Origin of the sequence: Virgibacillus salarius, from assembly GCF_039521925.1 — a bacterium.
Lineage (GTDB): Bacteria > Bacillota > Bacilli > Bacillales > Amphibacillaceae > Virgibacillus > Virgibacillus salarius.
Window position 1 is genome coordinate 13,844 of record NZ_BAAACY010000044.1, and the last position, 15,627, is coordinate 29,470.

Here is a 15,627-nt window from a genome sequence, read left to right on the forward strand (position 1 = left end):
TCTTTCTCCTTTCTATATAAGGCTTACAGTATAAAATTATGATTTTTTATATCCTTATCACTAGTCTGCACATGACTTGAAAAGTAAAAAAATAGAATAAAAGAGTTAGATATCTAACACAACTTTAATACAGGAAAGGGGCATGAAAAATTGTCTAAAAAGGTATGCATGCTAGTTGCAGAACACCCATTTTTAGATTCTAGAATATTTAAACGAGAAGCCAAAAGTTTAAAAAATTTAGGTTATGATGTGACATTAATTGTTCCTAGAAAGGATGGATATTTGTTTGACATCGATGGTACTCCTATAAAAGATAAATTTACTTCTTCATCATTTATGCATGAAGGAATTAAGATAGTCACTTATTCATTTGAAGAAAGTAGAGCACCATTAAGCAAAGTCGTAGCTCCCGTATCTAAGTGGGAACAAGGGTTCAGTAACCCATTAACAGAACTTGGTATACAACAAAATGCAGACGTTTATCATGCTCATGAGTATTTATCGCTTTTTGCTGGGATTGGTGTAAAAAGGTTATTAAAGCAAAGGAATAAAGAAGTAAAGTTAATTTATGATAGTCATGAATTAACACCAGACCCTTTCGATCCTAAAAACCATGAGAGTCATCGCAATAACTTGAAAGAGAAGCTTTTAATTATGCTGAAAGAAGTTGATCAAATCATTACCATTTCACATTCGATAAAGTCTTGGTTTCTTTCCCAAGATCCCACATTTTCTGTAGAGGTCATATATAACTCGCATCCATTGGTTAAAGAATTTCAACCAAAGGACTTTACCGGAAATGGTCTAATTGCCTGTTACGAAGGTAACATTGATTATAAAAGGGGAAGTAAGGATAAAATAATACAAATTACAGAAAAATGTGCTGATTCCATCGGATTTCAATTTAAAATTATAGGTGGAACGAGGTTTGGTGATACATTTAAACTTCCCAATCATTTAAAGGATAAAATTAAATTAACTGGGTGGGTAGATTATTATTCTATTACACAACATATGAAAGATGTAGAAGTAGGTTGGATTGATTATGAAGATTTACATGAATCACTTAATCGTTCCTATGCGATGCCGAATAAATTCTTTAGTTATTTAAATAATGGTGTTCCTATTGTAGTAAACCGCTCCCACGAGATGGAATCTTTTTTACGAACCCATCGATGTGGTTTAGTAATTAATAAAAGAGATGCTACTGCTACAGATTATGCTGAAGCTATGCTATATTTAGCCAATAATAAGAAGGTATTGAAACAAATGAGTCTAAACGCTAGAAAAGTAATGGAAGAAACGTATTGCTGGGAGAAAATGGAGAACCGATTAGATAATGTATATCATGAGTTACTCAATAACTAGCGTAAAGCTCTTTTTTAGTTCGTTTCAGTGACCTGCTGTTTTACCCAATTTATCGTTAATGCAATTCCATCCTTAAAGTCAGTTTTACTATAGGAGCCAATCAAGCTCTGCAATTTTTTCATTGATCCCCTATGGCTGGTAACATCAGCTTTTCGATTTGGTTTTCTAAGGATCTCTCCTTGATAATTCATTTCATCAATGATCGTCTCCATTATATATTCAATCGATAACTGTTGGTCTGTTGTAATATTTACAGAATCTCCTGGAGGAATTACGGAATATAGTGTTGTCACGATATCGACAGTATCTTTCACATATATATAATCTCTTGTTTGTTGACCACTGCCATGAATTTCAGGAATTTCATTAGAAAGTATTTTTCTAATCGTTGTAGGAATAACCCCAGCTAGAGGTCCTGTGAAATTTTGTCTAGGCCCGTAATTATTAAATGGCCGAACAATAAATGCGTCTAGATCAAACATGGTTACATAAGACTGTAACATCAAATCAGCAGCAGCTTTTCCGGCGGCATAAGTTGTTGTAGGAGCTAAAGGATGATTTTCATCCATCGGTTGATACTGAGATGATCCAAATGCCTCTGATGATGAAAAATGACACAGTGTTTTAAATTTCTTTTTTCGTTGTAATTCTAATAAATTTTTTAAAACTATAACATTTGTTAAAAAGGCATTGGCTGGATTCATAAACGAATAATTCAATGCTTTGGTTGCACAGTTAAAAACAATGTCAATGTCGTGTTCTTCCATAATATAGTTTAGGGTTTCTTGGTTTTCGGCATTATCGATATAAAGCGTTGTATTATTCTTTTCCAGAGCAGAGGTTAAATTTTCTTTGTTTCCGGTAAAAAGATTATCCAAAATAATAATTTCTTTAGCTTTTTCTTCTATTAATTTATCTATTAAGTGACTTCCAATAAAGCCCGCTCCACCAATGACTAAAATAGTGCTGTTTTTAAGTGACTGCCTTTTCATGTTGCCCTTCCCTTCCATGTTTCATTTAATAATTCAATCGTGACTGTCCACCGTCTACACTAATTGTAGATCCAACGATCCACGAAGCTTTATTTGATGCAAGAAAAACAGCAGTATTTCCTATCTCCTCTGGTTTACCAAGTCTTCCTGCTGGTATGTTAGCTTGTGCATAATTGTCTAAGAAGTGTGGGTCGTTTTTAATTCGTCGTTTCCATTCCTTGTTGGGGTGGAAAATAGCACCTGGAGCAATACCATTAACACGAATATTATGTTTTATTACTTCAGAGCTAAACGATTTTGTGAAACTATTTAAAGCGGATTTTGAAGCGTTATAAGCTGGAACTCCCCCTGATTCCTTTCCGTAAATAGAAGAGATGTTTATAATTACTCCGGACCCTTCAGCAATCATGTGCTGACTTGCTAATTGACTTAAATGAACAGCAGCGATAAAGTTGAGATTCATCGCTTCATTAAAGAGATTGGGGGGTGTTTCTAAAATACTTTTTCCATAGCTAGCCCCTGCATTATTAACAAGAACATCTATTGTATTAAAATCGTTTATAAAATCAGATATTAATTGTTCTCTTTGCTGATTATTTGCGATATCTTTTGTATAAATCTTGACACCAAGTTCCTTTTTTACTGCTTCTAGTTCTAACTTATTTCTAGCTACAATACCCACCTTGGCCCCTTCCTTTAGGAAGGCTTCTGCTATTGCTTTACCAATTCCTTTTGTTCCACCAGTAACAAGTACTTTCTTACCTTGTAATTGTAAATCCATAAGTTATCCTCCAATATTTCATGTAGCGGTGAAAAATACATCACATATTTCAATTATATGTATGAATATTTTATTTAGAGTGTTAATACTTTATTAAGTAGAAAGAAGGACTATATTCAATTCAGACAGTAAAGATAGGGGGATTTTTTTGAATCAAAAGGTATGTATGTTGCTATGTTACCTTCCTTTTCTAGATTCACGTATATTTGAATGTGAGGCCAAAAGCCTTTTAAATCATGGTTTTGATGTTACGATTATTGCACCACGAAAAGGCGGTCTGCTATTTCATGCCGATGGAAAACCATTTTCCAAGCAATTTCGTGATAAGGTTTTTTATTATCAAGGCATTAAAGTTGTTACCTATGATAGTGAAAAAAGATCCGTTAATTATTTATCTGATCCTCTTTATCAACTAGGATTGAAAGAGAATGCAGATTTCTATCATGCCCATGAGTTGAATTCATTTACATATGGTAAAGAAATTAAGTGTGCTTTAAGACAGCAGAACAATAAAAAGGTTAAATTAATATATGACAGCAGACAAATAATTCCAGACCCATTCTCTTTAAAAATTAATGCTGAAACAAAGCAAAGATGGATGAGGACACTCCAAGATAATTTAAAAAAGGTTGATTACATTGTTACAGTATCTGAATCGATTAAATCCTGGTACTTATCTATAGATCCATTGCTATCCATAGAGGTCGTGTATAATGCGCCATCATTAACACCAAATATCAAGAAAAAAAATGGGTCTAATCATTCACTTGTGGTAGCACATGAAGGAAATATATCAAAAGAAACCTTTGAGAAAATAAAAGCAATAACGGATTTTTACAATGAAGATAATAATATTCACTTTAAGATCATTGGTGGTCCAAGATACGGGGAAACACTTTCCATACCAAAACATTTACAATCAAGGATAGAGCTATTTGGTTGGATTAATTATCATGATCTACCGAAAGCCATGGAGGATGTAGATATTGGGTTAATAGATCTTGATCCATCATATTCACTTAATAATGCCTTTACCATGCCTGCTAAATTATTTAGTTATTTAAACAATGGCATCCCTGTTATAGGAAATAAATGTAGTGATCTAGAGAAATTTATTAGAACGTATTACTGTGGAATGGTAATTAATAAACGAAATCCTAGCTATTTGGATTATATAGATGCGATACAATATTTGCACCAATATACGAATGAATGGCAGATAATGAGTAAGAATGCAAGAAACGTTATGCAAGAAACCTATAGCTGGAGTCATATGGAAAAACGTTTATTGGCGGTTTATCAATCCTTAGTTGGAAACCGACAACCGTATTTTCTGTTATAGAATGAATTGAGGCTATTATTGGGAGGGTAATAATGCATACAGATGTTTGTTTTTTATTAACGGAGCATCCTTTTCTGGATGCTCGTATTTTTAAAAAGGAAGCGAAGAGCCTGTTAAAACAAGGGTATCGTGTAACGATGATTGTGCCCAGAATAGAGGGGTATTTATTTGATATTGACGGTAGTACATTTACTGAACGTTTTCTAGAAAAAACGTTTTATTATGAAGGCATAAAGATAGTTACATATGAGCAAATGTTCCCGGAAAAAAATATAAAAACATTGCATTATAACCTCCAGTCGAAAAAGAATAATCAGTTTTCAGATCCGTTAACACAACTAGGGATTGAGCAGGATGCTGATATTTATCATGCACATGAATTTTTTTCTTTATATTCTGGTATTTTGATCAAACGTGCATTCATGTCTCAAGGAAAACGATGCAAACTTGTTTATGATAGTCATGAATTAGAACCTGACCCCCTTTTAAAACAGCCTATCCAAACGTTGAAAATAAAAATTCAGATGCTGAAAATAATGCTAAAAGAGTTAGATTATTTGGTAACTGTATCTGAATCAATTAAAGAGTGGTATTTATCCTTTAATCTCAATCTCCCTATAGAAATAATTTATAATTCTCCACCGTTAGCTAGGGATTATGTACCGAAGAAAACGAACAATTCCGAATTAACGCTTGTGTATGAAGGCACAGTAAATAAAAAGAGAGGGAGCTTTGATAAATTTGTTCATATATTGGAATTAGTTAATAAGCAAATGTCTGTAAAAGCCAAAATAATTGGGGGATGGAAGGCAGATAAATACGATAATAATCATTACAACCTAACGAATATTAATGATCATATTGAATTTGTTGGTTGGCAGCATTATGATTCCATACCAAAAGCTATGAAAGATGCAGATATAGGGTGGATTGATTTAGACGTCAGCCATTCTTTAAATAACAGATTTGCTATGCCAAATAAGTTCTTTAGTTATTTAAACAATGGTGTTCCTGTTTTAGTAAATCAATGCAAAGATATGGCTGAATTTATTCAAACGTATCGATGTGGTTACGTTGTCCCCAAACTAAAGGCTGATGCGCAAGATTACGTAGAAGCTTTACTTTATTTAGAAAATTATAAGCTTGATGAGATGAGTTATCATGCACGAGAGATAATGGAGTCTATGTTCAGTTGGGAGCATATGGAAAATAGACTATTTAAAGTGTATAAAAAATTAATGGATGGATAATTGGTAGAATAGTGCTAATTAGCCATCGAAAAGTGTCCGTTTGTAGTGTAAAGCGACGGGTTTAACGCACGTAAAATATTTAAGAAATAAGAATGAATATGAAACAATGGGCGAAAACATAACGCCTAAATATTAATATACGAGGAGAATTCTAATGAAAGTCTTACATTTACCTTATGGTGCCCCTATGATTGAATTATGTAGGGCATTACGAGCAAAAGGAGTCGAGGCGACAGCATGCCATTTTAACGACAATATATACAAGTTTCAACCAGATATGTGCCTACATTTAAATTTATTACCACCTACGGAAAGGGAAAAAAGAATTAACGAATTTTTAGAAGAAGCGATGCAAACCTATGACATCTTTCACTTTCATTTTGGTGAAACTTTTTTTTCTGATAAAAGGGATCTAGCCATGTTAAAGCAAGCAGGTAAGAAAATGATCGTACATCACCATGGTTCTGATATTCGCGTATTGTCCGTTGCAAAGCGTTTAAACCCATATGTTCGTGTGAAACCTGAATGGACGGAAGAAAAAATATATAGCAATGTAGAGACTCTTTCAGGCTATATTGATCATGCCGTTGTCCAAGACCCTGAATTGGAAGGGTATATTTCACACATGTATAAACATACACATATTATTCCACATACTATTAATGTCCGTAATTTTAAGCCAAAGTACCCTGACCCACGAAAAACATCTCCACTTGTTGTTCATGCTCCTACCTCGCGCGATCTTAAGGGGACAGAATTTATTTTACAAGCTGTTCATGATTTAAAGGAATCAGGAATACCTTTTCAGTTTAAATTGCTTGAAGGGATTACATATGAAGAGACAAGGAATCTGCTGTCCCAAGCTGATATTGTTATCGATCAGTTACGAATTGGGGCTAGCGGGTATATTAGTTCTGAGGCAATGGCCTTCGGAAAGCCTGTTATTTGCTATTTAAGGGAAGACCTAGTGACTAAATATCCCGGTAATACCCCAATCATAAATGCGAATCCTTCTACGATTACAAGCGTACTAAAAGAACTAATCCAAAGACCAAAGAGCTGGAATAAGCTTGGAAAAAGGGGAAGAAAATATATTGAGACATATCATGATTCTCCAATAGTCGCACAACGTTATCTTGATATTTATAACGAACTAAAGTAGTAGTTTTAGAGGCGGTAGTTGATTTTATCCTTATAAGTGCTAATGTACAGTCATTCTACAAGTGGATTCGTATGTTATAGTATCTTTCTTTGTAGAAATGAGGGTGAATAATGATAACAAATCAACAAGAAGCATTAGCGAATGTGGCAGTAATTGGACTTGGGAAAATTGGATTAACGATAGCTGCAGTATTTGCGAATAATAATTATAATGTCTATGGATCGGATATAAATAAGGATGTTGTAGCTACAATTAATCAAGGTAAATCTCATATTGTTAATGAACCTGGCTTAGATAAGTTGGTTTTGACAGCTCATAAAAGCAAGAACTTATCTGCAACCACTGTGACAGCAGAAGCTGTTACGAAATCGGATATAGTTGTTGTAATTGTCCCTGTACTAATCGATAATCAGTACAATGTAGATTATCAATTGATAGATGCTGCCGTTAAAGATATAGCTAGTGGGATTAAAAAAGGTACACTAGTTATTTTTGAAACGACTATTCCTCCTGGTGATACACAACATCGGTTTGGTAAAAAGATAGAAGAGCTATCTGGTTTACGCTTAGGAGAAGATTTCTACCTCGCTTATAGTCCAGAGAGAGTTTATTCCAATCGAATAATAGAAGATTTAAAAAAATATCCAAAGGTTGTTGGTGGAGTTAATGAAAAGAGTTTGGAATTAGCTGTAAAATTTTATAAAAATGCTTTACATTGTGAATTGATTGAAGTGAGCTCAATAGAAACAGCTGAGTTTTCTAAAATTGCAGAATGTGTATATCGTGATGTGAATATTGCACTTGCAAATGAGCTAGCTCAGTTTGCAGAAACAAAAGGCGTAAATATGTCAGAAGTAATAGTAGCAAGTAATAGTCAGCCATATTCACATTTACACACACCTGGAATTGGTGTTGGAGGACATTGTATTCCAATATATCCATATTTTTTTATTAATAAAGGTTTGAAACAAGGAATGACACGGTTGGCAAGGACAATTAATGATCGTATGGCTAATTATGCTATTGCTAAGATTGAAAAGGAACTTGGAAGCTTAACAGACAAAAATATTCTCATTCTAGGATTATCGTATAGAGAAAATGTAAAGGAACCAACTAAGTCTACAACATTACTTTTAATGGACCAACTAACGAATATGCGATCAAATGTATTTGTAAATGATCCTTTATTTACGAATGAAGAAATTAAATCATATGGAGCTTCGCCTTTATCTTTACAGGATAAATTTGTTTCTGAAATTGATGTTGTAATCCTTCAAGCTTTTCATGATGCTTATACTGATTTAAGTTTTGAAGAGTTCAAAAATTGTATGCTAGTTTTAGATGGCCGAAATAAACTAAATAAAAATGAGATCAGTAGTCTGGGGATTACTTATAGGAGTATAGGTAATGAAAAGCCAAAGGAGGAGTTATGATGTTTAACAATAACAAATTAACCCCTATTCCAATGGTAGATTTAAAAGAAGAATTATATCTAATAAGAAGTCCAATTATCGAGACGTTAGGTGATGTCTTAGATAGCGGTGAGTATATACTAGGAGAAAAAGGAGAGAAATTAGAAAAGGCAATAGCGAAATATGTAGGAGCATCGTATGGTGCCGGAGTAGCAAATGGCACTGATGCTTTAGAATTGTCCCTTAAAGCTTTAAATGTTGGGGACGGAGATGAAGTAATTACTACTCCGTTTACTTTCTTTGCTACTGGTGAAGCCATCGCACAAGTCGGTGCTACTCCTGTTTTTGTAGATATTGAAGAAGAAACATATAATATAGATCCTGCAAAAATTGAAGAACAAATTACGGAAAAAACAAAAGCCATTCTTGTAGTACATTTATATGGTCAAATTGCTAGAATGAAAGAAATCATAGATATAGCTAAAAAATATAACTTGAAGGTGATTGAAGATGCTTGTCAGGCAATTGGAGCAGAAGATGATAGAAAAAGAGTAGGATCGATTGGAGATATTGCTTGCTTCTCTTTTTTTCCTTCAAAAAATCTCGGGGCATTTGGTGACGCAGGAATGATAACTACGAATCAAAAAAAGGTTTATGAACAAATTTGTAAACTCAGAAATCATGGTAGTAAGGAAAAATATTATCATTCATCAATTGGTATGAACAGTAGGCTTGATGAATTTCAAGCTGCTATTTTATTAATTAAATTATCTTATTTAGATATTTTCCTGCATCAGCGAAGGGAGGTTGCAAGGCGGTATACAGATAACTTTAAGGAATTTGTGAAAAGCCCAGTAATACCAAATAACAAAGCGCATACTTTCCATCAGTATTGTATTGAATTAGATAAAAGAGACGAACTTGCACTAGAATTAAGAAATTATGGAATTGCCTCTGCTATTTATTATCCAATTCCTCTACATTTGCAGCAGGCTTTTCATTATCTCGAATATAAAGAAGGGGATTTCCCGATAGCAGAAAAAGTAGCTAATAGAATACTTGCGTTGCCTATATATCCAATGCTATCTATTCAAAAACAAGAGTATGTGATTGAAAAGGTTTTAAACTTTTTAAATAGCGGTCTATAAGCCATAGATAAACTAATTACGCCCATAATTGTAGAGGAGTAATGAACTAGTCTTATGGGCGTTTTTATGCTTTGCTTTCTTAGGACTATTAATAAGCTCTAATGATTTTTTTGATTAGTTAATCATTTATAATTTACAATAACAAGTAGTGAAGAAGCTATAGTCGGCTATATATACGTAATACTTATTCAATCCTTTTCATTTATTTTAGGACTTTTATTATTTATCCTAGGAATTATGTTGTTAATAAACTCATTCCATTTGCTACCGTTATTTTTGGTAATACTTTCTTTGTGTTCTCTAATATTATAAATCGTAAAATCCTGATAATGTAGCTTAGATTGCTTTACTAATTGCAATAAGATGCTTACATCTTCATACAGCCTTCCACTTTCAAAATCGATTACTGGAAAGCCACCTACTTTTTTTAAAATCGATGTTCGATATATCCTCGGTCCGAGAGGGAAGGAATAAGACATCAACTCAGCTTCTCCGTCAACGCTTTTCCCCTTACTTATTCCTTTAAAAAGTATGTCTTCATTTACTTGTTTCCATCTCCTAAAATTACCGTAGAGCACGGATGTTTCCTTCGAGAGCTTTAATAAGTACTTTTTTACAATGGATACTGCATTAGGATCTAGCCAATCATCGGCATCAAGCTCTACTATAAATTCAGATGTAACATAAGGTAGTAGTTTATTTAAGGCTTTAGCCTTGCCTCCATTATTTTTGGTAAATAATCTTACCTGTTCTCTATTATCCCATTGTAATAGTTTATTTAAGGAGTTATCTGTAGAGCCATCATCGATGATTAGTATTTGATCAAATGGTTCTATTTGTAAAGTGCATGAAGCAACGGCGGTTTCTACATATTTTTCCATATTATAATTTGAGATTAATACAGTAAGAGAAGGAGAACTTCGTTTATTTTTTTCTAATTGGTATTTTTCTATCATTAATTGTTTTTCCTTATTTGTAGAGGTGACTGTTTGCCATGCTTGCTTAATCAAACCTTCTTTGTTAACTTGACATGATTTATCTATATTCGCAATCCAAGCAGGCAAAAAGGCTTCTTTAAATGGAGTTTTAACGTTGGAGAACCCACCTATTTTTTTAATATACGCAGTCGATACGAAAAGTGGCAGATAAATAATACTATGATGGTCATGGCAGCACGTTGCTAACACTGTCTTTGGTTGTTTAAGCTGAAGCTTTTCTGAGGAGATATGTGGAGATAGACAATGTGTGTGACTTAGAAATAAAGCATAGGGGGTAATCATCTGATCTATCACATTATTTAGTTCTTTTTCTAAGTCATTCTTAATAGGAACAAAATCAAAATGGATAGACCAATCACTAAACTGACTACTATCTAAAACTACATTTTCTTCTTGAAATACAATAACAGAATTTATTCTCTTATGAAGAGCACGTAAAGAAGCTATCATTTTATAGAATACTTTTTGATTGAAAGGAAAGATGATAATGGCTGATATATCTTTCAACATTATAGACCGCCACCTTTGCATAGTATTAAAAAATCGAATAGTGTAGGTGCCATATACAGAAAATCTATATAGTATATGCTTTTTAAGTCGCTTAAGTGCATGGCTTAATTTAGGATAGAAGTAACAAAATTACTTTTAGCAAAGAGGTAAAACTAAATAAAGACGTTGGCGGATTTAATAGTCATTATTATTTCTGTAAGTCCTAGTAATCAATTAACTTTTAAAGTTATTAAGTTTTAGCGAGTGGCTGATTAATGATCTATTGTTATTTGTCATGGGGAAAAGAATATAGAGTATAATGCCATAATCTAGTAAACTAATACTACTACTAAAAGGATAAACGAAAATACAGAACGTAAGGAGAAATCGAATGGCAGGCCTATTAGTAATACATAGTCTAGAAAAGCGAACAAAAGATTCTATCATATTTCCGATATTTAATCTTACTATAGAGAAAGGAGATATTACTGCTGTTTATTCCACATTAAATATAAGAAAAGTGCTGTTAGAAATAATTTCTGGTAAAACGCTGGCATCGAAGGGGGAAATTCGTATCAATGGCGTTACAATAATGGAAAATAGAAATCTATTTTTATCAGGAGTGGTCCTAGCCTTCTATGAGGACGGGATATATGACAGATTAAAAGTAAGAGACTATTTCTCATTCTATCGAGCAATTTACGATAGTAATCAAACGATTGATCAACTTTTGCGTATCACGCAGCTGCAAGATAAACAAAACCAAAAAATAAAAACGCTAACGTATTCTGAAAAACAGCGCGTCCGTTTTGGAAAACAATTGCTTCAGCATGCTGAGTTATATATTTTTGAAGAACCAGATTTAAACGTCGATGTTGAAACAAGACAAGTATTTATTGCTATTACGAGAAGATTGCAGCATGAAGGGAAGGGTGTTCTTATACTAACTGGTAATTTGGAAAGTGCGCTAACTATTGCTGATCAAGTTCTTCGTATAGATGAATCAGGTTTACAACAAATTCCTACAGAGAAAGGAGAAAGTGATTCGATATTAGACGATCCAATGCTTGAAGCAGAAGTACAGCCTTTTCAGTTAAATAAAATACCAACGAAAGTAAATGACAAAATCGTGCTATTTGATCCTCCTGAGATTGATTATATTGAAAGTAATGATGGACAATCTCACATATACAGTAATGGTAATCTCTTCACTAGTGCATCTACATTAAATGAATTGGAAAGCCGCTTGGAGCATTTTGGATTCTTTCGCTGCCATCGCTCTTATATAGTTAATTTGCAAAAGGTACGTGAAGTCATAACATGGACACGTAATAGTTATAGTTTAATTCTAAATAATAAAGAAAAGACCTCCATTCCATTGTCCAAATCAAAAATGGCACAATTGAAGGATATGTTAGGAATGAAATAGACTCCATTCATCCATTCAATGGCTCCATTCACGGTAAAAATACTGCTAAATTGCAGATTTTTTCCTATGCTGAGGTTACACGAAACAGTTATCAGCATAGGAGGAAAATGAATGGAACATATTATACAGGTAAAATCACTTGCTAAGATTTATGGCAATCAAGCTGCATTAGAAGATGTAAATTTTACGGTGGAAAAAGGAAAAACGTTTGGATTTTTGGGGCCAAGTGGAGCTGGGAAAACGACCACTATTAAAATTTTAACTGGCCAATTATTACAAACATCTGGAGAGGCCACGGTTTTTGGAAAACCAGCATCATCTTTAAATAAACCACAGTACCGACGTGAATTTGGAGTAATTACAGATAATAGTGGGCTATATAGTCGATTATCTATTGAGGATAATTTAAATCTATATTGTCAGCTGTATCAAGTTTCAACGAAACGGATTGGAGAGGTATTGGAAATGGTAAGTCTCTCTGAAGAACGAAAAAAGCAGGTAGCTAAGTTGTCAAAGGGGATGTTTCAACGCGTCATTTTGGCAAGGGCATTACTGCACAAGCCAGCGCTTTTATTTCTTGACGAACCGACGTCTGCTCTAGACCCTGCCAATTCAGCACTTATTCATCAAGGATTACGTGAACTGAACAAGGAGGGGACAACGATTTTTTTAACAACGCATGATATGAATGAAGCTGAAAACATTTGTGACCGTGTAGCATTTCTTCATCAAGGAAGAATTCAGTTGCTAGATCAACCGAAAAAGCTTCGTAGGCAATTTGCGGAAGCTTCCGTATGCATTGAACTAAAAGATGGTAGAGAAATTAATGTACCAGCTGGTCCAGAAGGAGCAAAGGACATATACGATTATTTTGCATCAGATCAAGTAGTCTCTATTCATTCCAATGAACCAACACTTGGAGATATATTTGTAGAACTAACAGGGAGGAAACTGGTATGACTTTTTCAATGAAAAGAATGTACGCTATCTTTCTAAAGGATTTAAAGGATTTATCGAAGAATATGTTTATTACTTCCTCAATGCTAATGCCACTATTAATTGCTGTGCTATATTCGAGAATGGATGAGCTTTCTATAGATATGATTTATCTAGTTATTAATCTTTCGTTCTCTACAATCGGAGTATTTGTGCAAAGTGCCATTATTGCTGAAGAAAAAGAAAAAAATACCTTGCGTGGTTTAATGCTTTCTCCCGCAACTATTCTAGAGATATTTGGTGGTAAGAGCTTAGTTACTTTTTTATTGACACTTCTAACCATCATACTATCAGCAAGATTAATAGATTATGAGCCATCAAGTATAAGTCTCATTGCTATTGCACTGATAATCTCATCTGTTTTTTATATTGGTCTTGGTACACTAATGGGATTATTAACGAAATCAGTTGTAGAAGCATCTGTCATTACGTTACCAATTATCTTTTTATTCGGTTTTAGTACGTTGTTACAAACATTAATCAATACTTATCCAATTCTGTCCTTTATTGAATACTTACCAAATGTTCAACTGGCAGAATTGGCAAAAGAAGTGCAGCTTGGGGCAGGTATCGAAGATATTTGGGGTTATTTAGCTATCATTTTGGTATGGGGAATAGGAATTTGGCTGTTAACGACCTGGTTTTATAAAAAGAAGGAGACTGCTGGATAGCAAGACTGATAAACATTATTTTGAATGCTTGGTATTAGAGTTATTTGTGTAAATTGAAGTGCAAGCTTTATTGATTTAGGTGAAGAAGGATGTAATTTCGTTGAAAGCGAATTTCTCCGGTATGATTCTAGGTTTCTTATGTACGATAAGTTACAGGAATCGAAGTGAAAAAATTATAAATTGCCATTTTACCGTGACAAAAAAAGCTACCCCAAATGCTTCGTAGACATTTGGGATAGCCTTTGTTTCTGTAGGAGTGATATATTTTTTATTAGAACTATAAAATATCTAATCTAATTACTAATGCAATCAATACTTGTAATAGAACTTGGATGTTAATAGCAATATCAGTATCCGTTGTGGATACTTCTACTCCGCGTGAGTTTTCAATATAAACTTGCTGTTTGTTAATTTGGCTAGATTTTAATTTTGCGAACAGATCTTGAGTTATTTCGTCTGCTTTATGACCATCTGCAATCGAAATGCTAATTACGATAGCAATTGCTACCTGAAGCGCAACTTGGAGATTAAGTGCAGCTTGGATATCTGATGAGGATACCTCTACATCACAGGAATCCTTAATAATAATGGATTCGAGAGACTTTTGCACATTATTTAATTCTCCACTTGCCTCCTGATCCACCGTGGAATCTTTATCAAATGGGTGACACATGGAAGTGTCTAGTGCTCTCCATTTTTTGTCATCGCCACAGCTCTTGTCACATGAATCAAAACGATCATCGAATCTGTCACGATCGCAATGATGGTGTTTATCGCGTCTATCGCAGCTATCACAGATATCCTTAAATCGATGGCAATCGCATTTTCTCCTATGGTCTCTTACATCATCAAATGCTCTTGATCTAGGCATACTATTATTTCCTCCTTCTTCTCGTTTAGAATATTTTATGATTAAGAGTGGAAATAGGAAGGGTGATTGTACTAAGATATACTACCTATTTATTGCTATAGATAGATATTTTTCTCAGAAAGAGGTGAAGCCCGGTACATATCCATTGATTTACCAGGCTTCATTATGCATGCTATACCATATATAGGAAGGAAGTTAATTTTATAAATAGTTTATTTGTCTAGTATCCAATATAGTTTAATAACTATTATTCCTTGTTTTCATTGGTATCTTTATTTTCTTGCGTAAATTCTTCCACATTTTTTCTTAATTGATTAACCATATTTCTGACCATTTCTTTATCCTTTTCATCTAATTCTTTTGTCTTTAACGATGCCCCATGTTTTTTTAGTGTAGCATCTAAAAGGAAATCTACAATTTGACCTGGGGCATTATTACTGTTTTTTTCACTGTTTTTACTCAATCCAATCACCTCCATACGATTTTTATATAGTATATTCTTAGAAAGGGTAATCGTGTTAAGGATAGTAGTCTATTTAATATATATAGCTAAGGGTTCTGGATGTAATTATCTATTTGTAAAGTGAATATCCCAAAAACTGTGCTTGTATAAGGAAAGCTAAGTCAGGTGGGCGTTTGTATGGATAATGAAAGATTATGGAATGCAAACAATAAGCAGGTACAGTTCTCTAATAGAGGAGCATGTCAGATGTATTAT

General features: G+C 33.7%; 14 protein-coding genes. 9 read left to right on the forward strand and 5 right to left on the reverse strand.

The window, feature by feature from the left end; genetic code table 11:
• The first annotated feature begins 150 nt into the window (after positions 1 to 150).
• Positions 151 to 1,368 (forward strand): glycosyltransferase, encoded by a 1,218-nt coding sequence (locus tag ABDZ84_RS06600; protein WP_026682476.1) that lies wholly within the window; start codon positions 151 to 153, stop codon positions 1,366 to 1,368.
• A gap of 14 nt (positions 1,369 to 1,382) precedes the next feature.
• Here the strand turns inward: ABDZ84_RS06600 and ABDZ84_RS06605 are convergent, their stop codons facing one another.
• Together ABDZ84_RS06605 and ABDZ84_RS06610 are read right to left on the reverse strand one after the other, a co-directional pair.
• On the reverse strand, positions 1,383 to 2,360 hold the full coding sequence (locus ABDZ84_RS06605; protein WP_026682477.1) for a dTDP-glucose 4,6-dehydratase: 978 nt from the start codon (positions 2,358 to 2,360) through the stop codon (positions 1,383 to 1,385).
• A gap of 25 nt (positions 2,361 to 2,385) precedes the next feature.
• Complete coding sequence (locus tag ABDZ84_RS06610; RefSeq protein WP_026682478.1) at positions 2,386 to 3,141, reverse strand: SDR family NAD(P)-dependent oxidoreductase; 756 nt, start codon at positions 3,139 to 3,141, stop codon at positions 2,386 to 2,388.
• Positions 3,142 to 3,289: 148 nt separating this feature from the next.
• Between ABDZ84_RS06610 and ABDZ84_RS06615 the strand changes: the two genes are divergently transcribed.
• The 5 genes from ABDZ84_RS06615 (at position 3,290) to ABDZ84_RS06635 (ending at position 9,455) form a co-directional block, all read left to right on the forward strand.
• Positions 3,290 to 4,483, forward strand: coding sequence for a glycosyltransferase (locus ABDZ84_RS06615; protein ID WP_343780648.1), 1,194 nt, complete (start codon positions 3,290 to 3,292; stop codon positions 4,481 to 4,483).
• Between the two features lie 32 nt (positions 4,484 to 4,515).
• The gene (locus tag ABDZ84_RS06620; protein WP_034679477.1) at positions 4,516 to 5,733 is read left to right on the forward strand and encodes a glycosyltransferase; all 1,218 of its coding nucleotides are present in this window, start codon (positions 4,516 to 4,518) and stop codon (positions 5,731 to 5,733) included.
• 154 nt (positions 5,734 to 5,887) lie between these two features.
• On the forward strand, positions 5,888 to 6,895 hold the full coding sequence (locus ABDZ84_RS06625) for a glycosyltransferase family 4 protein (protein WP_026682482.1): 1,008 nt from the start codon (positions 5,888 to 5,890) through the stop codon (positions 6,893 to 6,895).
• A gap of 110 nt (positions 6,896 to 7,005) precedes the next feature.
• A complete protein-coding gene (locus ABDZ84_RS06630) occupies positions 7,006 to 8,328 on the forward strand; it encodes a nucleotide sugar dehydrogenase (RefSeq protein WP_026682483.1) in 1,323 nt (440 codons plus the stop codon).
• Positions 8,328 to 9,455 carry a DegT/DnrJ/EryC1/StrS family aminotransferase gene (locus ABDZ84_RS06635; protein ID WP_034679479.1) on the forward strand — a complete coding sequence of 376 codons (1,128 nt, stop codon included), beginning with the start codon at positions 8,328 to 8,330 and terminating at the stop codon, positions 9,453 to 9,455. Before ABDZ84_RS06630 ends, ABDZ84_RS06635 begins: the two co-directional genes overlap by 1 nt.
• A gap of 188 nt (positions 9,456 to 9,643) precedes the next feature.
• Here ABDZ84_RS06635 and ABDZ84_RS06640 read toward each other — a convergent pair whose 3' ends face one another.
• Complete coding sequence (locus ABDZ84_RS06640) at positions 9,644 to 10,963, reverse strand: glycosyltransferase family 2 protein (protein ID WP_051388420.1); 1,320 nt, start codon at positions 10,961 to 10,963, stop codon at positions 9,644 to 9,646.
• A gap of 370 nt (positions 10,964 to 11,333) precedes the next feature.
• On the opposite strand from ABDZ84_RS06640, the gene ABDZ84_RS06645 reads away from it, so the two are divergent.
• From ABDZ84_RS06645 to ABDZ84_RS06655, 3 genes are all read left to right on the forward strand, one after another.
• On the forward strand, positions 11,334 to 12,371 hold the full coding sequence (locus tag ABDZ84_RS06645; protein WP_026682485.1) for a LytTR family transcriptional regulator DNA-binding domain-containing protein: 1,038 nt from the start codon (positions 11,334 to 11,336) through the stop codon (positions 12,369 to 12,371).
• 111 nt (positions 12,372 to 12,482) lie between these two features.
• Positions 12,483 to 13,331, forward strand: coding sequence for an ABC transporter ATP-binding protein (locus ABDZ84_RS06650; protein ID WP_205389505.1), 849 nt, complete (start codon positions 12,483 to 12,485; stop codon positions 13,329 to 13,331).
• A complete protein-coding gene (locus ABDZ84_RS06655; protein ID WP_026682487.1) occupies positions 13,328 to 14,038 on the forward strand; it encodes an ABC transporter permease in 711 nt (236 codons plus the stop codon). The genes ABDZ84_RS06650 and ABDZ84_RS06655 overlap by 4 nt, the downstream gene beginning before the upstream one ends.
• 277 nt (positions 14,039 to 14,315) lie before the next feature.
• Here the strand turns inward: ABDZ84_RS06655 and ABDZ84_RS06660 are convergent, their stop codons facing one another.
• Both ABDZ84_RS06660 and ABDZ84_RS06665 read right to left on the reverse strand, forming a co-directional pair.
• Positions 14,316 to 14,711 (reverse strand): spore coat protein, encoded by a 396-nt coding sequence (locus ABDZ84_RS06660; protein WP_051388425.1) that lies wholly within the window; start codon positions 14,709 to 14,711, stop codon positions 14,316 to 14,318.
• Between the two features lie 445 nt (positions 14,712 to 15,156).
• Positions 15,157 to 15,372, reverse strand: coding sequence for a hypothetical protein (locus tag ABDZ84_RS06665; RefSeq protein ID WP_026682488.1), 216 nt, complete (start codon positions 15,370 to 15,372; stop codon positions 15,157 to 15,159).
• Positions 15,373 to 15,627: the final 255 nt, after the last annotated feature.